The sequence below is a fragment of the Gelria sp. Kuro-4 genome (assembly GCF_019668485.1).
Taxonomy (GTDB): domain Bacteria; phylum Bacillota; class DTU030; order DUMP01; family DUMP01; genus DUMP01.
In genome coordinates this window covers 982,331-1,000,773 of sequence record NZ_AP024619.1, presented here as the reverse complement: position 1 = coordinate 1,000,773, position 18,443 = coordinate 982,331, and the positions used below count along the sequence as shown (strand labels likewise).

General features: G+C 56.1%; 17 protein-coding genes. 7 read left to right on the top strand and 10 right to left on the bottom strand.

Going from position 1 to position 18,443, the window contains the following annotated elements; genetic code table 11:
• Positions 1-1,364 precede the first annotated feature (1,364 nt).
• The 10 genes from cas6 to K5554_RS04985 form a co-directional block, all read right to left on the bottom strand.
• Complete coding sequence (gene cas6 / locus K5554_RS05030; RefSeq protein ID WP_370636964.1) at positions 1,365-2,087, bottom strand: CRISPR-associated endoribonuclease Cas6; 723 nt, start codon at positions 2,085-2,087, stop codon at positions 1,365-1,367.
• A 33-nt stretch (positions 2,088-2,120) separates the two neighbouring features.
• Positions 2,121-2,384 (bottom strand): CRISPR-associated endonuclease Cas2, encoded by a 264-nt coding sequence (gene cas2 / locus K5554_RS05025; protein ID WP_221040046.1) that lies wholly within the window; start codon positions 2,382-2,384, stop codon positions 2,121-2,123.
• A gap of 2 nt (positions 2,385-2,386) precedes the next feature.
• Positions 2,387-3,379: a type I-B CRISPR-associated endonuclease Cas1b gene (gene cas1b, locus K5554_RS05020; RefSeq protein ID WP_221040045.1), complete on the bottom strand. Its 993-nt coding sequence runs from the start codon at positions 3,377-3,379 to the stop codon at positions 2,387-2,389.
• A gap of 18 nt (positions 3,380-3,397) precedes the next feature.
• Complete coding sequence (gene cas4, locus K5554_RS05015) at positions 3,398-3,904, bottom strand: CRISPR-associated protein Cas4 (RefSeq protein ID WP_221040044.1); 507 nt, start codon at positions 3,902-3,904, stop codon at positions 3,398-3,400.
• Between the two features lie 3 nt (positions 3,905-3,907).
• Positions 3,908-4,087, bottom strand: a complete 180-nt coding sequence (locus K5554_RS05010; RefSeq protein ID WP_221040043.1) for a hypothetical protein — start codon at positions 4,085-4,087, stop codon at positions 3,908-3,910.
• Positions 4,088-4,159: 72 nt separating this feature from the next.
• Positions 4,160-6,595 (bottom strand): CRISPR-associated helicase Cas3', encoded by a 2,436-nt coding sequence (gene cas3 / locus K5554_RS05005; protein WP_255565586.1) that lies wholly within the window; start codon positions 6,593-6,595, stop codon positions 4,160-4,162.
• Positions 6,589-7,287, bottom strand: a complete 699-nt coding sequence (cas5, locus tag K5554_RS14675) for a CRISPR-associated protein Cas5 (protein ID WP_370636963.1) — start codon at positions 7,285-7,287, stop codon at positions 6,589-6,591. The genes cas3 and cas5 overlap by 7 nt, the downstream gene beginning before the upstream one ends.
• A gap of 81 nt (positions 7,288-7,368) precedes the next feature.
• Positions 7,369-8,328, bottom strand: coding sequence for a CRISPR-associated protein (locus K5554_RS04995; RefSeq protein ID WP_221040040.1), 960 nt, complete (start codon positions 8,326-8,328; stop codon positions 7,369-7,371).
• Positions 8,329-8,460: 132 nt separating this feature from the next.
• A complete protein-coding gene (locus tag K5554_RS04990) occupies positions 8,461-10,707 on the bottom strand; it encodes a hypothetical protein (RefSeq protein WP_221040039.1) in 2,247 nt (748 codons plus the stop codon).
• 306 nt (positions 10,708-11,013) lie between these two features.
• Positions 11,014-11,760 carry an HIRAN domain-containing protein gene (locus tag K5554_RS04985; protein ID WP_221040038.1) on the bottom strand — a complete coding sequence of 249 codons (747 nt, stop codon included), beginning with the start codon at positions 11,758-11,760 and terminating at the stop codon, positions 11,014-11,016.
• 303 nt (positions 11,761-12,063) lie between these two features.
• Here K5554_RS04985 and K5554_RS04980 point away from each other — a divergent pair, with 303 nt between their 5' ends.
• The 7 genes from K5554_RS04980 (at position 12,064) to K5554_RS04950 (ending at position 18,430) form a co-directional block, all read left to right on the top strand.
• Entirely contained in the window at positions 12,064-12,273 is a 210-nt protein-coding gene (locus tag K5554_RS04980) for a helix-turn-helix transcriptional regulator (protein ID WP_255565585.1), read from the top strand.
• A 277-nt stretch (positions 12,274-12,550) separates the two neighbouring features.
• Complete coding sequence (locus tag K5554_RS04975) at positions 12,551-14,221, top strand: FAD-dependent oxidoreductase (protein WP_221040037.1); 1,671 nt, start codon at positions 12,551-12,553, stop codon at positions 14,219-14,221.
• Between the two features lie 19 nt (positions 14,222-14,240).
• The gene (locus tag K5554_RS04970) at positions 14,241-14,465 is read left to right on the top strand and encodes a sulfurtransferase TusA family protein (RefSeq protein ID WP_221040036.1); all 225 of its coding nucleotides are present in this window, start codon (positions 14,241-14,243) and stop codon (positions 14,463-14,465) included.
• A 13-nt stretch (positions 14,466-14,478) separates the two neighbouring features.
• Positions 14,479-14,958, top strand: a complete 480-nt coding sequence (locus tag K5554_RS04965; RefSeq protein ID WP_221040035.1) for a DsrE/DsrF/DrsH-like family protein — start codon at positions 14,479-14,481, stop codon at positions 14,956-14,958.
• Between the two features lie 290 nt (positions 14,959-15,248).
• Positions 15,249-17,021 (top strand): ABC transporter ATP-binding protein, encoded by a 1,773-nt coding sequence (locus tag K5554_RS04960; RefSeq protein WP_221040034.1) that lies wholly within the window; start codon positions 15,249-15,251, stop codon positions 17,019-17,021.
• Positions 16,987-17,838: an energy-coupling factor transporter transmembrane protein EcfT gene (locus tag K5554_RS04955; protein WP_221040033.1), complete on the top strand. Its 852-nt coding sequence runs from the start codon at positions 16,987-16,989 to the stop codon at positions 17,836-17,838. Before K5554_RS04960 ends, K5554_RS04955 begins: the two co-directional genes overlap by 35 nt.
• 37 nt (positions 17,839-17,875) lie before the next feature.
• Positions 17,876-18,430, top strand: a complete 555-nt coding sequence (locus K5554_RS04950) for a hypothetical protein (protein ID WP_221040032.1) — start codon at positions 17,876-17,878, stop codon at positions 18,428-18,430.
• Positions 18,431-18,443: the final 13 nt, after the last annotated feature.

Here is an 18,443-nt window from a genome sequence, read left to right as displayed (position 1 = left end):
TTCCTCGTAGGTAGGCTCAGAACGAGGCGAAAGGAGAAATGACAATGCTTCTTGATGCGTGTTTCCATTCCTCGTAGGTAGGCTCAGAACGGTTGTTATGGGAGCTACGACAATTGGGAGGTATGGTTTCCATTCCTCGTAGGTAGGCTCAGAACTAGCCTCCCTCGCCAAACGTTCCTGTTGCCTGTAAGGTTTCCATTCCTCGTAGGTAGGCTCAGAACACTCCTTTATCTACCCCTTATATGAGGCTGGGATGGAGTTTCCATTCCTCGTAGGTAGGCTCAGAACCAGATTCGTGGCCTCAGTCATGCTGGCCGCATCCGGTTTCCATTCCTCGTAGGTAGGCTCAGAACGCAGCGGACGTTGCCAACTTCGCGATGATGATTGCAGAGTTTCCATTCCTCGTAGGTAGGCTCAGAACGTGGATGCACTGGGGGAAAACGCCCTAGACGTTATCCGGTTTCCATTCCTCGTAGGTAGGCTCAGAACCTTCCAGCATGGCCCTTTCCGATGGTACTGCACATGTTTCCATTCCTCGTAGGTAGGCTCAGAACGGGGTGACGGCCGTCACCAACACCGCTGCTTTCGCGTTTCCATTCCTCGTAGGTAGGCTCAGAACGGCCAGGTGGTGGACACGATGCTACGAACCTTTTTCAGTTTCCATTCCTCGTAGGTAGGCTCAGAACCAGGCGCGGCTAGAGAAGTTGGAGGTGCAGGTAGCGGGTTTCCATTCCTCGTAGGTAGGCTCAGAACGAGCGAAAGAACGCATTGATTTCCTTGACCTTTTTGTTGTTTCCATTCCTCGTAGGTAGGCTCAGAACGGGCAAATAGATGGATCGGGCGAAAATGTCATGCCAGTTTCCATTCCTCGTAGGTAGGCTCAGAACCTACGGCACTATCCCCTATTTGGGGGGCGAATGGAGTTTCCATTCCTCGTAGGTAGGCTCAGAACGCTGTATGCGCAGAAACTGGCCGCTGGGCGGGCCGAGTTTCCATTCCTCGTAGGTAGGCTCAGAACAAGCTGCAGCCTCTTTGGCATAAGTCTCTTTGAGCTGTTTCCATTCCTCGTAGGTAGGCTCAGAACTAGGGGAGCGCAAGGGCCGGGTAGTAGTGCGTAGGGGGTTTCCATTCCTCGTAGGTAGGCTCAGAACGCGTGCCCGGAGCGAAAGCGCCCCCGCCCGGGACGAGTTTCCATTCCTCGTAGGTAGGCTCAGAACCCGTCGCGGGGCTGAAAATACTGGCCTTTTCCTTACGCCTTCTCGGCTCTTTTGAGTCAGTCTGCTTGGGAAAAGGCCGTAACTCCGGTGTTTGTGCTGGTGTCGATCCCCCCGGTTCTTGACACTACTGAGGATCGACGACAAGGGCTAAATCAGCTCCAGCATCCCAAAGCCCTGGCTGTTCTTGGCGCCGATACCGCAATCGAGTGCCACCTGCAGCATAGCGGGGTCACCTTCAAATACATATTGTCCCAGCCAGCCTTTGACCACGGTATCTTTGAAGTAAAGCACCTTTTGATCACTGCTTCGTACCCGGACGGACTTGAGGGCGATGCTTTCGGTAATCTTGGGACCGAGGCCGAGGAGGGCCGCCTTTCTCCCCAGGTTTACTTTTATCTGCTGGGCGAACTCAGGTTCTGAAGGGTGGTAGTAATACGTTTTCTTCTTACCTTCGGAAGTAAAAAGAGTTGAGTAGACGGTCACGGGCGAGATGGCTGTGAACAGTGCACAGTTGCTTGGGAAACCGGCGGCCTTTTGTACAGATAGGCCGCTGAATACGAGCTTCACACCTGCAAGGTCGATGGTAGGCGTACGCAGAAGCCCTTCAGCCAGCGCTTCGATAAAACTGTCATGGGGACTGGCGACCTTGACGGCGACAGGGGCGCGGAAGACCAGGCAGCCATTCTTAACCTCAATCACCTTTCCCAGCAGGCGCGAAAACACGAACAACCTCATTGCGCGGCCGCTGCTGGTGTAACCTTCATCGTGCAAGTGAGGCAGTGTCGGCCGAATCAGTGCGTAGATAAGGCCCTGCACCGCCTTGTTGTAATGCAGGGGTACCCCTACGTGCTCACGGCCATCCGCCGGCACGAACTCTATTTGGACCCGCACAAACACCGCTCCTCAGTAGATTTTTTCTTCCCCACCTTTGACGATCCCCATGGACTCCCGCTCAGAATACTTCGTGGTGCGAAAGGTATAGAAGATTATTGAATCCTCTTCATTATTAATCGTCCGCGCCAGCTCGGCCTTCAGCATTCTAAAATAGGCTTCCGTGATCTCCCCTTCTAAGACGGAGTTCTGGACCCAGTACAGGTACTTACGGCTGATTTTAAGAACCTTGGCAACGCGCTTCTGGTTAACGTCATACACCTCGATGACAAACACGTTTACCACCTAGCCACAAAGGGCTCATACTTGCGCTCGCCCATCAGGTGCTTCTCCAACTTATACAACTCCATCCGCACCAGGCGGCGGTAAGTTACTTCACGCCCCAAGTCACGGTGTTTGAGGGTGGTCAGCATCTTCTGCTCGAACTCTTTGATGAACGTGGTCCGCCCCTTTTGGGTCAACGCCATACCGTTAAGATGCTTCTCAAAGTCGGTTTTCTTCAGCATGTGCTTTCCTAGTAAGGTGAAGATGACTCGATCTACTATGATTGGTTTAAAGATCTCAGCGACATCGAGCTGGAGGGAAAAACGGCGGAAATTGGACGCGTGCAAGAACCCGATTCTCGGATCAAGATGAGTACGATATATCTCGCTCAGTGTAGTGGTGTACATGAGGGAATTACCGAAACTGATTAAGGCATTGAGCTCGTTGCCGGGCGGGCGTTTGCTCCGTTCCACAAAAGGGAAATCCGGGTCCCCGATGATGGTGTCGAAACTGCCGTAATAAGCGTCCCGAATATTACCCTCAACGGCCATAAGCTGTTCAATGGTACTTGTCGACTCCAAGGCGCTTCCCAAATCATCTATGTGCGCGATGGTGGCACCCACCTGCTTCTCCCGTCGTTCGTAGTACACGAGAACCTGTCTGATGTTCTTATAAGCTCCGGTCACGAAAGAGCGGGCCAGTTCTAACCGCCGCACGGGGTCAGTATAGTGCTCCACCTGCTTGACGATCATGAAACCGGAATTGAGGTGTTGCCGGGGGTAGTAAGTCCCAGTGTAGTAACCATAGTGGTTATAGAAGTGCAGGATAACCTCTTTCTCAGCGAGGAATTCCAAAAGCCGTTTGTTTAAGTCCATTTCGCCTAGGATGTGTACCTCACTGATATCTTCAATAGGGAGAAAGCGTTTCCCTTCCTCCGTTATGAGGCAAAGGGTGTTGGATTCCCGCTTCAATTGGCCGTCCTTAAAGATATAAATAGACTTCTTCATGCCTTCTACCCCCGGCTGCTACGCCCAGCAGAATTCCGCATACGCACAATGGTTACACCGCCGCGTTTTCACCGGTGGATCTGGAGCAGGCATGGAAACAATTCTCTTCACCCCGGCTATGGCGTTCTCGACTTCTCTGATGCCTTCTTCATCCAGTACGATCTCTTCGTTGCGTTTCTCCTCCGGGAAGAACAGCATCCCCTTGATGTCCACTCCGTACTGTTTAAGGACATAGAGGTAGTACTTGAGCTGCAACCGAGCACTTGCCTCTGACCGGGATGATTTCTTGATTTCACCGACGAGAGCGCTGCCTTTAGCCCCGCGTACCAGGTCAATCTTGATGTTGCCGATGAGGATCTCATGCTTGTCGCGTTGATAGGTGCTTTCATGTATAAAGCGTCCCAGGACAACATTGTCGTCCTGTTCATCGGGGGTGAGGTGACGCGCCATCAGCCAAACCTGGCGGTGACACACTGTGTAGTACCAGATCAGGGTACCGTTTACCGGCAGATCGTGGTCGGTCACCACTCACCCCTCCAGCAGCTCAGCCATTTCCGGCGGCACAAACCCCACATCTGGCCGGTAAATCTGCCCGATCCCGGCGCCACGCACCACCCACTGGCCCGGTCCGGCAGGATAAACCTCTTCCTCATCCATAACCATCGAGCCGGTGCGCTGAAACCACTCGTCCAACAACTTTGGCGGCACCGGGACTGCCCGCATAGACAGTTTGCGAAAAATCCTCCGTACAAGAAAGCCCTGCTCACAGAACGCCTGTACTTACAAGATACTATCTGACACATCGTATCCATGTCCGACTTTGTGGGCGAGTCCAGTCTCAGGGCTATAAATCTTCACATCCACTATCCGGCATATGCCGATTTCCGGAGCTGGAACCACAATATGTCCCGCCACTCTTGGATCTAGCGAGACGACGAAATGTTGGAGGAGACCTATGAACCTTTTCCGTTCCGCAAAACTGAGCTTTGCCCAGTACCGTTTGTCCAGATACTTCTCATAGAGCTCCTCACATCCGCCGGGTGCAAAACTAAGAAGGAGATCCCACATCCGCGGCGACAGAAACTGCTCACCATATGGTACAAACGTATCAATGTGAGGGTAGTCAGGACCAAACGGGTCCTGGCTAGCCAGCGCACTCCATTTCCCGCAGGCCGCCTCGACTAGTGCCTCAAGCGCGGCAGTGTTCGTGTTGCGTGTCATGACATTGTGGTAAAACTCTTGTACCACTTCCAGTGTCTGAGGTTCCTCCCATGAAGGGTGGCGGGAAAGGCTCTCGTCTGTTTCCTGTGCTGCGGCCCCCGTTCCATACACATACCTCCGTGTATCTAGTTCGCCACCGCGCAGGAATCTAAAAACCATTACGCGAGCCAGACCCCCTTCCGCATGCCTGTTTACCCTTCCGGCAGACTGAACAATAGAGGGAATCGTCGACGTTGCTCTCAACATGGAACGAAAACTCAGGTCTACACCACATTCCAGAACCTGTGTAGAGATCACCATTACCTTGTCACCGGACTCTAGCCGGGAGGCGATCTCTTGAATACGGTGGGCCTTATGCAACGGCGTCATACAACCGGTAAGGTTGTAGCAGGCAACGTCTGCGGGAAGGCTTTCCTTCACTCTGGAGTAGATAGACGCAGCATCCGCTACGGTGTTCATGATTACCGCTACACTGCCGGACCGTTCGAGTTCTTCGATAGCTGCATGCGTCACACCTTCCTCATCAAGCGGGTCAGGAACGCTGCAAATCTCATATCTGCTCGGCGATTCCACGTCCGGCGCGAGTGGGATGATGTTGCGGCTAATTCCAGATTCCAATGGCGGTAATGTAGCGGTCGAAAGGAGTATCTGGCACCCATAAACCTCAGTCGCGGCCTGAAGCATATGCAAGAATAGATTCCATACCGCCCCGTCGATAACCTGAGGTTCGTCGATTATTAAGAAGGCCCGACATAGGCCGTTAAGTCTCAAGGTGTGTTGAGCCCTTACTGGGAATAGTGCCCGGAAAAGCTGGTTGAATGTAGTCGTCACGATTGGAGCTTGCCAGGACTCCAAGAGGAGGGAATCAAAGGTTTCCAGTTCCTCCTGAGCAAGCATGGATAGGTGATGGTGCTGGAGCACTTCAAGCCCTGTTGCATTTCTGATATTCTGAGTGGCCTGGGATAGGATGGATAAATAAGGTGCGACATATAAGATCCTACGACACCTTCCGCTTGCACACGCCGCCAAAGCTATTCGTAGCGAGGTTAAGGTTTTGCCCAGCCCAGTGGGCAAAACCAGGGTATAAAAGCCTTCGCCCGGAGTCCTGTTATACGCTTCGCAGCATACGTCCTGCAGGTGTCGCCTCTGTTCCAGAAGGTTGGCCGTTCCTTTACTGGATACAAGAGCTGCTGCCCCCTTGGCTTCACAGAATCTCAGGAGTCTGTGGAGACCGTGGACGGCATCATCACACGTCAGCCCAGAACTGTTCATCTTCGCAGCATCATACCTGTCTGCGACTATCAGCCCGCAAGTGCGTTCCCGCAGGCATCGCTGTGCGGCCAGGTGATACCTGTCCTGTGAGGAATTGATCTGATGTCGAAGCCTTGCTTCTCCCCTGCCCACCCTTTCTTCCCAGGTCTTCTCCGCCCCTCTCAACCATGAGAATACCTCATCGGCGAGAGCATCTGAATTGGATGCACAAGGATGCAGGGCACCTCCGGCGCCAAGCTCCGGAAAGAACATTTCAACAAATGTCCATATTCCGCCAAGGTCGCACTCTTCGAGGTCTTCTTTAGAGAGGGTGTTGGCCCACGGGGGGGCCAGGTTGTAGTCACTTAGTTCTCTGTGGTGGTCATAGATGTCATAGCAAAGTGCAGTAATTAAAAAGTGCAATTCTCTTAGCTCGCCAGGTGGCAGGTGTAGGAACTTGAGGAGAGTTGTCGCACAGTAGTAGAATAGCGCAGCCCCAAGGGGGGCATGGTTCACCGAGCCCCTTTTTTTCGTTGCTGGCTCATTTATATATTCCTGCCAGCGCGCTCTCGCTTTGCCAGCGTCGTGAAGCAGTCCTGCCAAAAACTTCAGGCGGGAGGGAGGATCCCCGGTGGGATCCCCCCATGACCTGGCAACAGCCAAGAGGTGGTCTGCAAGTAGGTTCTGCCCTTTGCTTGGTTCATCGTGTGGTCGCGCTATGCATTCTAGGAACGGGACTACCACAGGCAAATCACCTCTCCCTCTGGCAAAGTGCAAAAACGATAAGGATGCGTGCCAGTAGGTGGGGCCGGCTGAGGTACGAAGCTGTATCTCTGTCCGCACACCTCATATATGAGGTTGATAGTTCCTCTGAATTCCCGTTCCCCCAGATGCTCATACTGGAGCCCACCCACACGCCCATACTGGAGTCCCGCCTGAAGGATGAGCCTGGCGATGGCCTGGCTTGGCACAACAGTATAAGTAGTTAATTCCTGTGGGTAAGGCGGGAGTAGCTCATCTGCGTCAACCGTACCCACATACCGGGGGAACGTCAGGCAGTACGCGCTGCCAAGATACGTATGATAACAACTGCGTCCAGTTGAAATCATGTCGCGTAGGCGGTCCAGGTGCTCGCCAGCATAGTATATGCGGTAACTCGGCCGGACGACCAGTTCGATTGAAGTGGGACGGTTGAATTCCGGCCCGTTGCCGAGCCACCCTTTGCCGAGCATGGAGAGTTCCTGGGACACGGTGGCGACCCTAGACATTAACCGGATCCCAATCCAGTTCTCCCCGCGGAGTTGTTCAAGCCCCAGTATTGAACCCAGAAGTCCCCACAGGGCGGTACGCGTTATCAATGGATATGACGCGTGGGTGACGGTCGTATCGGGCCGCCGGAAATGGCCAATCTCCCCCTTCAGGTCGAAGACAAGCACCTCCAAGCGATTGTCACCTCCAATCCCGAACCCGGGAAGGTCCGAAGCCCGGCCTGCGCTTTGTCGCAGTACCCCGTAGTGTTACCATGGCGTGCAATGCTCTGCCGGAAGATCCCCATTCATTTTAACTTCTGGATGAGTCCAATAGCGCACCCTCGCAACCTTAGGGCAGTTGCGGATAACTCTACCAAGGTCAGTTACGTTAAGTGCGATGTCCCGAATCGAAGTTGGAGGGATGCTCCCAAGCCAGACGCTGCGCTCAGGGTGGATCTTGATGTAGTCCTCCAGGTACCCAATCCGGTAAAAAGGATCTGAATACTCGACATGGATTAGGAAGAGGGGTTGTTGGATACCCCGGCCCCTTGCCTGCCGGTGCTGAGTGCCTTTCCAGAGCCCTTCGAGGAGAAGTTCAACATCATCTGGGCTTACTCCGGTTTCAGCTGCAATTGAAGCATTAATGACCCCGGGCATCGCGAAGACGGCAAACGGGAGAGTGTAAGTTGTCCAAATCGTTCCCTGCTGGCTCCCCTTTTCCTTGCCACTTTCCCCTTCTTTGATATCTTTGCTCGGCATGACTACGGTCCCCTGCACATACTTGGTTTGGACCGGATGCAGGGAATGAGCCCATCCGAACTGAACCGGCCCGGTCTGGTGGAACGTCCCGTTCTTCACGCTGTACACGGCCCCGAATACGCGCACGTCGAACGCTACCTCCATAAGATTTTTCCGCACATCCGTCTTGGAACTGCGGCCTGCACGTTCGAGAATCCTTTGGGCCAGTGTTCCCCTGCCAAGCAGCTCACCGTCTTCCGTCCGTTCCTCACGGCAAAAGACGAAGTCCTTTTTATCCCCGCCACCATCGGGGTACTTGGCCAGTACGTAGTCCCTAACGTCCCTCTTGATGCTAACATCTGAAAGGGAGATGCGTCCGTCCTCCTCCCCGAATATACGTCGAGCGTCGCTGTCATTTAGAGGATCGCGATTGGGAATCCCATCCTTTACACACTTGACGAACAAAATCTCGGCACTGTTGATTGACATCTCGTTTACCTCCTCCTTCTTTAAAATGGAACTTTGATTCCCTGCATTGTCCTTCTTGTATACTCAGAGCCCTTGCTTGGATTCCCACTCCCGTTGAATACTGACCCAAAGGCAGCACTCGAGTTCGTAGTATCAAGATTCTTCAGCCTTGCTTGGAGCCCCGGCCAACTCGTACCCCGCCCAGAATGCTGCCATAAAGGCATCTCTGTTCTTCGCAATGTCTGTCCGGAGCTTACTGTATTCAACAAGCACAATCCCAAGGCGTTTCCTGAAGTCTGAAGTGAGGTGCATGTCAAGCCGCCGCGCATATTCCTCCATCTTCGAGAGGCCCTGCTTCCATATGCTATCCGGGCCAAGGTCACTTCCAAAGGTCATGACCCTGTGCTTGAGGAAGTCCTTTCCATCATCCCCAGTTTTAGTCGCCTTCCAGTATTGGCGGGAAAACAAGGAAATAAGGTGTCCACAGCCGAACCCTAGTTCCTCCGAATCCACAAAGGCCATCTCTTCTGCCGGCACCTTCTCCAGCATGTGTTGTAGTTCCTTCCATTCCCTCATTCTGCGATCACCTCCGTTGTTTAGTAAGAGATCGGCTTGGTAATTCCCAAGCATCTGTCGCCGTGCCTTAGGGTCATTAAAGTCTCCCATGAGTTCAGCAGTGTATTTCCTTAGAAGTTCATCAAAGGTCAGGTAGAAGATAACTTCCTCTATTAGGCTGCTGCGTGTATCCGGGAGCCCATGGCTTAGTTGTCCCATCCGGGCCGCGCTATTTGACAAGAACCTTTGCCGAGAGATAGGGGCTCTGTGCATAAAGCTCGCAAGTGTACTCCACAGATATGGGGCGCCGAATGCCGCATTTAGTAAGTAAGGTAGCGAAGAATACCTTATACGGAGGAACGCCGCCTGCCTATCTGAAACCTTGCCGTAAATGTGCTTTGCGACTTCCAGAGCGTAATCTCCAGAGTGTCTCGCAAGGTTAGTCAGGCTTCGTGCTGTTGACGGGATCACGTCCTCGACCGTCGCTCTCAGGTGAATATCCCCCCTGCCGGGGTCGCCTGAATAGTATGTGAGGGTGAGGCGGTAATCGTCCTTGGAGAATTCCTCAGGCAGCACCATCTCAAATCCCGTAATCTCTCCAAGATGCACGTCCAGCTTATTTCTGTGCTCATCCCGCGTCAGCATCCGCTGCAGCCCGGTAGCAAATCCCTCGGAGTCAACTTGCCCCGGCGACTCATCTAACAGCGGAAGAGCGTACGCGCACCCGAAAATTGTCGCTGCCCTTCCTCCTTTGCGCGATGTCTCCTTGCGGCGTGCACTTGCCACCGGTGAAAAGATCTCCCTGGTCAACCAATCATCAAGCGGCGCTGCAAGTTTCATGAACGCGTTAGCTCCGTAAACAAAAGACATATAGCATTCCGGACATACAGCTATCCCTTTGACCATATCCTTTTTCCGGTTCCATGTTATCGGTTGAGGGCAACTCCATTCTGGCAGGAACCACGGCCAGGCTTTGCAGTAGGCGGAAACCGCGTATCCCGTATTCCCGCAGAAAGCGCAGGTAGCTGTGGAACCCCGAATTTCCCCACCCTCCTTTCCTTCACCGAGTCTGCCCGCAATAAATGCTTTCAGTGCCTTATCCAGGCGTGCCACAATCTGCTTTCCAGGTGAGAAAAGGCTTGGTCCTATATTCGCAAGGTAAGGGTCTCCCTGGGGAATTCGATCCCTCAGTTCATATATGGTATCAGCCCCAGGTGCGGTCAGAACGACGAGCCCCATGGCTTTCGCCTTATCTCGGAAGCTGAACCTTTGCGAAGCCCTGTGAATTTCCCTTGCGACAACCTCTATCTGTTCGTTTGAAAGCCCCAGCCCGGGAGTTCTCTTAAGTCTGCCCGCAATAAATTTCCTTACTAGTTTGGGATCGTTAGGGAACTCTTTCAAGTCGCCGTCATATACCGGATAGATCGGAATTCCATAACACCCTTGGGCTTCTCTAGGATTGCCCCCCTTAGGTAAGACAAACGGAGCCCCAACCGCTCTCTGGATATCAGGCATGAAAACCTCTTTAGTCTTGGTTTTGGCTCTGGCCCTAGACTCTGCTCGTGACGTCGGTTTCTTCTCTGGCCCCGCGTCATCCTCAGACCCATTTGTATTCTCACTGGTGGAGGCTGATTCAACGGTAACGTAGTCTCCCCATTGCTGTACAGGCAGAACACAAGCCCGAAAATCCCCGTCAAGTCCGGACATTTCGACTACCATGACGTGGGCCAGGAAGTTTCGGGCATTTGGAGACGCAACGTCGGATATGAGTCTGAGGACCTCCCCCGGAGTTAGGCCCGCTTGTGCCAGAGGCCTTCCCAGCCTTATAAGTCCTTCGATTAGCAAATAGGCACCTCCTCAAGTTCAACGCATCCCAATTCCTGGCCATTTCGTCTGAACACCACATCTTGCAGTTAGTTCTACAATTACCAGACTTCGCCAAAAACAACCGCATTCCTGCCTTTTCCCCTAGCATGAGTACTTCTTTCCCATTGCAGAGAGAAACGGGGGGGATTGGAGTCGGCTGGTTCCACACGGCCTAGTCCGATTACACTTTAGCAAAACCACTCCGTCATCTACGGACGGGAGATGTGCTCGGAAAAGTCTTCTCCTCCATGCAAGTTCCAGGTCTTCCCAGTAGTAGAATTGGCTCTAGCGCCCGGGAACTAGTAAGGGGGCACTGGTAGAGGCAAGGGAATTTAGGAAGACGCTGCAGGAGACCGAAACCTGATAACTGGGCTTGGTCTCGGCCACCTGGCCAGGGGTGAGGCCCAGCTCCACGTGGATGTTCACCCGCTGGTCAAGTGGGTAGGTCTCACCCAGGACATACGCAACGCGGGCGGAGGCGGCGGTGCCGGCGGCGAGGCGGGGAGCGAGGGCGGCGGCCAGGCTGCGGCGGAGAAAGCCGATAGACCCGCCGGTAGGGGTGAAAACGTGGATGGCGTTCGGGTCGTAGGGGTTGGCGGGTTCGGGGACAAGAAGGAGCGGTGTTCCTTCCTTAAGCCCTTTGGCCCGTGCCCAGCGTTCACCGTGCTCCACTCCCACCACGCGCGTGGCGAAGCGAGTGGCGCGGGCGTAGTAGTCGTGCAGGTGGGCGATCTTAGGGCCTAAAAGAGCGCCCCACATCAGGTCCAGTGAGCGCTGGTTTTCCCAGGAGAAGGCCCCCCAGTGGTCTTCGGCCAAAGCGTTAAGGAGAATGTCTTGGCCAAGGCAGGCCTTAAGAAGCTTCAAGTGCCGCTCCCCCCAGCGTTCCACCTGGCGGAGCTCCCAAAGGGCCGCCGGGATAACGCCGCGTCGCAGGAGGGCCACCGCCTTGATGAGGTGGGGCAGGTCAAAGTCCGTATCCCCCCAGCCGTCCAAGAGCCCTTGACTTAAGAGTTGGGCCAGCAAATCATGCATGGCGCTAGACTCCCTTCGCTTTTTCTTCCAATATAGCAAACTCACCCCGTCATCTGCGGACGGGGTGAAGAACTTTTGGGGGAAAACTTTTGATAGGTTTTTGACAGGACCGAGCCGGCGGGTGTATTGTGATATCGGGATATTTGGATATTGGGATATTACGATAGGGGGGCTGGTACTTGCTGGGCGAAGAGCGACGCAGGCGCTATGAGGAAAAGGCCGCTCTCTTGAAGGCCCTAGGGCACCCGGTGCGCCTCTGTTATTGTGACCAACCTCTTGGGGCGTGAGTGCAGCGTGGGGCACATGCAGGACTGCCTGGGCCTGCCGCAGTCCACGGTGTCGCAGCACTTGGCCATCCTACGCGGGCGCGGTATCATCCGCGGCGAGCGCAAGGGGCTGGAGGTGGTGTACCGCGTGGTGAGCCGGGAGGCGGCGCAGGTTGTGCACCTGCTGCTGCCGGAGGGCGACAACCTGACGCTGCAGGACGAGGAAACGCACCAGGCCCGGGAGTAACCGCACCCGGCCGGACCCGCCCGCAGTCGGCGAGGGCTGCAGGCGGAAGCGCTGGGCGCATGGCAGCCCAAGTTCGGTGCAGCAACAAGGCAATAAGGTGACCTCTGTAGCGGTTCGGCACAGCAGGGCCCGGGAAGTCTTTACCGCTCGGCGCTCGTTTAGCGAGACACTTCTTTCCACCGACCGGCGTCTCTCGTGGTAAGAGGCCGCAAGCGTGCGCTGAGGCAACGCATCCCAAGCGAAAAGTCAGCAGCGACACGAAGGGAGAGGAAGAAAGATGGCGAAAAGGCTCGTGGTGATCGGTGCTGTGGCTTCGGGAACCAAGGCCGCGGCCAAGGCGAAGCGGGAGCACCCGGACTGGGATGTCACCGTGCTCGAGAAGGGGGACGACATCTCCTACGCCGGCTGCGGTCTCCCCTACTACATCGGCGATGTGATCAAAGAGCGCAAGGAAGTGGTGGTGAAAACCCCGCCGGAGCTCAAGGCCTGGCTGGGCATCACAGTCCTCACCGGGCACGAGGCCCTTAAAGTGGATACGGCGGCCAAGGAAGTTACCGTGCTCGACAAGAAAACGGGCGAGAAGAAGCTCTTCCCTTACGACAAGCTTATCTTCGCCACCGGTGCGGTGCCGTTTGTGCCGCCGGTGCCGGGGATTGACCTGCCGCAGGTGTACACCGTGCGCGAGGTGGTGGACGCCGACGCCATCCGCGAGCGCCTGGACAAGGGGCTGGTACATCAAGCGGTGGTGGTGGGCGGCGGCTTCATCGGGCTGGAGGTGGCCGAGAACCTGGTGCAACGCGGTGTCAAGACCACGCTGGTGGAGCTTCTGGACCAGGTGCTTCCCGGCTTCGATGCGGAGCTCGCCATTCTGGTGCAGAAGCACCTGGAGGAGAACGGCCTCACCGTGATCACCGGCGATAAGATCACCTCCTTTGCGGCGGATGAAAGCGGCAACCTGAAGGCCGCCGTGACGCCCACGCGGGAAATTCCCTGCGACCTGGCGGTATGGGCCACCGGGGTGCGGCCGAACACCAAGCTCGCCGCCGAAGCCGGCGTGGAGCTCGGGCCCACCAAGGCCATCAAGGTGAACGAGTACATGGAGACGAACATCCCGGACGTGTACGCGGTGGGCGACTGCGCCGAGAACGTGCAGCTGGTCACCGGCAGGCCGGCCTGGATGCCCATGGGCTCTACCGCCAACAAGATGGGCCGCGCGGCCGCGCTCAACCTGGACGGAGCCGCCGACAAAGATTCACTGCGCGGCGTGCTCGGGACCACGGTGGTGAAGCTCTTCGACATGAACGCCGGAAAGACCGGCCTCTCGGAGTTCCTGGCGAAAAAAGAGGGCTACGATGTAGAGACCGTGCTGGTGCCGGCCCACGACCGCGCCCATTATTACCCGGGAAATCACCTCATCCTGGTGAAGCTGATTGCCGATAAGGCCACCCACCGTGTCCTGGGCGGCCAGGTGGTGGGCGAAGGGGTCATCGACAAGCCCATCGACGTGCTGGCCACGGCCATCACCCTGGGCGCCAAGGTGGAAGACCTGGCCAAGCTCGACCTGGCCTACGCACCGCCCTTCTCCACCGCCATGCCGCCGGTGGTGACCGCCGCGAACGTGCTCCTCAACAAACTCACCGGCCGCATGAACGGCATCAAGCCCCAAGAGCTTAAGGCCCGCCTGGATTCCGGCGACCAGGACCTGGAGATCGTGGACGTGCGCAAGGAAGAAGAAGTTATCCTGGGCAAGATCCCCGGCGCCAAGCACATTGTGCTCGACGAACTGGATGCTCGGGCGGGAGAGATCGACCGCAGCAAAGAAGTGGTGCTCGTCTGCAAGGTGGGCCTGCGCGGGTACCTGGCGGCCATCAAGCTGAAGGCCCGGGGCTTCGAGCGCGTCACAGTCCTTGAGGGCGGCATGACAGCCTGGCCCTACGCTACGGAATAAAGCGCGAGGAGGGAAAAGTGTGGCAGACAAATATGTCAATGCACGTGGCCTGCAGTGCCCCGGCCCCATCGTGCAGCTCTTTCAGGCGGCCAAACAGGCCGCGAGCGGCGATATCCTGGTGGTGGAAGCCACTGACGGCGGCTTTAAGAAAGACGTGGTTGCCTGGTGCAAAAAGACCGGCAACGAGCTTCTCTCCCTGGAGGATGATGCCGGCGTGCTGCGGGCCCACATTAAGAAGGTCTAGGGGGTGAGAAGCCGTGCGGGAAGACAAGAAGACCCTCATCGTCTTCTCAGGCGACCTGGACAAGGCCATGGCTGCCTTTATCATCGCCACCGGAGCGGCGGCCATGGGCAACGAGGTGACCATGTTCTTTACCTTCTGGGGCCTTAATATCCTGCGCAAGGCCAAGCGCGTGCAGGTGAAAAAGAACTTCCTCGAGAAGCTCTTCGGCTGGATGATGCCGCGCGGGCCGGAGAAGCTGGGCCTGTCCAAGATGAATTTCGCGGGCCTGGGGCCGTGGATGATGAAACTCATGATGCGCCAAAAGAACGTGAACACCCTGCCTGAGCTCATCGAGCAGGCGCAGGCCCTGGGCGTCAAGATCATCGCCTGTTCCATGTCCATGGACATCATGGGCATCCACCCGGAGGAACTCATCGACGGCATCGAGTACGCCGGCGTCGCCTCCTATCTGGGCGAGGCCGACGAAGCGAACGTGAATCTCTTTATCGCCTAGAGCTCAAGCAAACTCTCAGTTCTCTCTTGCAAGGGGATGGGTAACCACGCGTTATCCATCCCCCTTGTTTTATCTTAGCCCCGTCCGCCGGCGGAAGACAAGCTTCCATTTTGTCTTCCCTCACGGGATGTCGATACTTTTCGGAAGGTGATTAGTGCATTCGGCAAGAAGCAAAATGATGGCTTTTCCTGTCGCCGGCTTTTCTGCCGCCTATTTGCTTTTTGCTTTTTTATCCCGCAAAGGTATACAGTATACGTCAAACCCTAACAGTGCCTTAGGGAGGAAGACCGATGAGAGAAGTTCTCGTCAACATGCAAGGAGTTACCTTTACTTATGAAGGGAGCTCCGACCCCGCCCTGAAGAATGTCGACTTTACTCTTCACAAAGGTGAATTTGTCCTCCTTACCGGACCCGGCGGGGCAGGCAAGACCACCCTGTGTTCCTGCCTTAACGGACTCATCCCCAACTTTTTTATGGGCAGATTCAGCGGCAAGGTAGAGGTGTGCGGCCTTGACACCAAAAAAGTAAGCATCGGCCAGTTGTCGCAAAAGGTCGGCCTCATCTTCCAGGACCCGTTGAGCCAACTGGTCTGCAACACAGTCATCGACGAGGTGGCCTTTGGGCCGGAAAATCTAGGGGTACCCTCGGCGGAAATCGAGCAGCGCATTCGACAAGCCATCGAGGCTGTGCGGCTGAAAGGTTTAGAGGACAAGCAACCGACCGGTCTGTCGGGCGGACAACAGCAGGCGGTGGCCCTGGCCGCCATATTGGCCATGCTGCCGGAGGTCTTTGTACTGGATGAGCCCACCGCCAACATCGACCCCCTGGGCAGTAGGCAGGTGTTCAGCCTGGTGCGCGAACTGGCGCGACAGGGTAAGACTGTCCTTTTGGTCTCCCACAAGATTGAGGATCTGGTGGACCTGGTGGACCGCATGGTGGTCATGGACCAAGGTGAAATCATCGCCCAAGGACCTCCGCGTCAGGTGCTCCAGGACACCCGTCGGTTGAAAGAACTGGGCCTGGCGCCGCCTCAAGTGGCCGAGTTAGCCCTAGAATTACGCAAGGCCGGCTTGGTTAAAGACGGTTTTTACCCGATCACAGTCGAAGAGGCCCTGGCCGGGTTGCAGCCGCTCGCAAGCGTCCGCTCCCCCCTCCCGTCGCCCAAGTCCGCGCCCGCGAATGAACCGAGGGCCGCCGGAACCCGGGACGGCGCACCGCCGGCCATCGAGGTTAGGGATCTGCACTTTCAATACCCAGGTAACGGCAGTGATGCCTTAAACGGCATTAATCTAACCATCGAGCAGGGAGAGTTTGTCGGCATCATCGGCCAGAACGGTTCCGGCAAGTCCACTCTGGTTAAGCACTTCGATGGATTGCTCATGCCGTGTGCCGGGTCGGTTAAGATTTTCGGTCAAGAAACGCGCGCCATGTCTCCTAAGACATTGGTCAGCAAGGTGGGGTACGTTTTTCAGAATCCCGACTTACAGCTTTTCAAGAGCGTCGTGCGTGAAGAGCTGGCCTTCGGGCTGCGCAACATCGGTCTGGGCGAGGCCGAGATCAATCGACGCATTGCTGAGGCCGCCCAAGTCATGGGGATCACTGACGTACTGGACCGCAACCCCGACTCTTTGGATAAAGGCCGGCGGCAGCGTGTGGCGGTAGCCTCGGTGTTGGCCATGGGGTCGGATATTTTGGTGGTGGACGAGCCTACCACAGGCCAAGATCCGAAACGGGCCCGGGAGGTTATGGAAGAAGCCCGCCGGTTCAACGCCTTGGGCAAGACGGTTATCGTCATCTCGCACGACATGAAGCTCATTGCCGAATTCGTGCACCGGGTGGTCATCATGAAGGCGGGCCGCATCCTATTCGATGGCAATGTGCGCGAGGCCTTTGCTCAAGAGGACATCCTAACTGACACCTGTTTGGATTCACCGCAGATTACCCAGTTAGGGATTAAGCTGGGGGCTGGTGTCGTGCTTACAGTTCAGGAGTTGGCAGCCTACTTGCAGAACAAAGGAGGTGAGATCGATGGGCCTGACAGGGATCGACTATCTGCCCGGTAACTCCTGGCTGCACCGTTTGGATGCGCGCACCAAGATTATCTGGTTTATTGCGCTCACCATCCTCATGCTTTTCCTTTCCGATCCTCTGTGGTTGGCGCTCCTTACGCTCTTGGTGTACAGTTCGCTCTACCTTTGCGGCATTGACCGCGAACCAGTGCACAGTTTTCTGCGCGGCCTTACCCCCATCTGTGTCATCTACTTCCTCTCCAACCTCTGGCTTAATCCGGCGGCCAGCGCAGCCCTGGCCGATCCGCGCAACATTCTCTTTTACGTGGTCCCACCGCTGCGGCTGCTCCCGATCACCGCCATCGGTATTCTGGTATCCATCGCCATGTTGCTCCGCCTACTCCTCATCGTCCTGGCGGTGCGTCTGCTCACCCTTACCACTCAAATCACAGACATTGTCCGCGGCCTCACCAAGTGGCACCTGCCGCCGGCCGCCGGCATCGCCGTAGGTATTGGTTTTGGGTTTATACCCGTTCTGGTCCGTACAACGCGCACCATCACCGACGCCCAAAGAGCCCGCGGCTGGGCGGGTGTAACCTCCGGCAGCTTCATCCAGCGTACCAAGGCGTTGCCCGCTCTCCTCTTACCCATCATGTTCTTCGCGCTGAAGAGCGCCCAGAATATCGCCGTGGCTATTGAATCCCGCGGCTACGGTTACAACACCCGGCGGCGGACCTGGCGGGTGGAACCCCGGTTCGGCCCTGCCGACCGCACCGCCTTTCTCCTGCTGGCGCTTATCGCCCTGGCGATTATCCTGCTCCGCTGGTACGACCTGGCCAGTTGGCGCTTTACCCTCGGTCTTTTCAGCTGATACATTATTATAATAATTACGAAGGGAGATGCACTCAGTGCCTAACACAGACGCTGAACCCGCCCGCCGCGGCCTCTTCAAGGATCCGGACACCCGTTATCCCGTTTGGCGTTTCGGCTCACGTGAAATCGGTTTTGCCGCCGCCTTCGGTGGCCTTGGTTTCGCCCTTCGAGCGGCCGGCGTCATCATTCCTGTCTTCGCCACCATCAACATCGACCCGCGCGATCTAGCAGCCTTAATCGGTCCTGCACTCGGCGGCCCCATTGCCGGCATCATCATCGGTGTGCTCTGCGGCGCCGCTTCCGCCCTGCCGGTGGTGGACGTAACCGCGGACGTGTTGCTCGGCTTCGCCCAGGGCCTGGTTTTCCGTTACCTGCGTCACCCGTTCTATTACCTCGGCCTGGCCTTCAACCAGTTCGTTCTTTGGCCGTTATCGTACGCCATCCTTCTCGGCCCGGTCTTGGGCGTTATGCCTTTTAAGGCGGCCCTGGTGGTGGTGGAACTCATTAACCTGGTGTACTTCCCCATCGCCATCTTCCTCATTGAACTTTTGCGCAAGTACAATCCCACCATGCGCAAGCTCCTTGAGTAGTTCTACCCTGAGG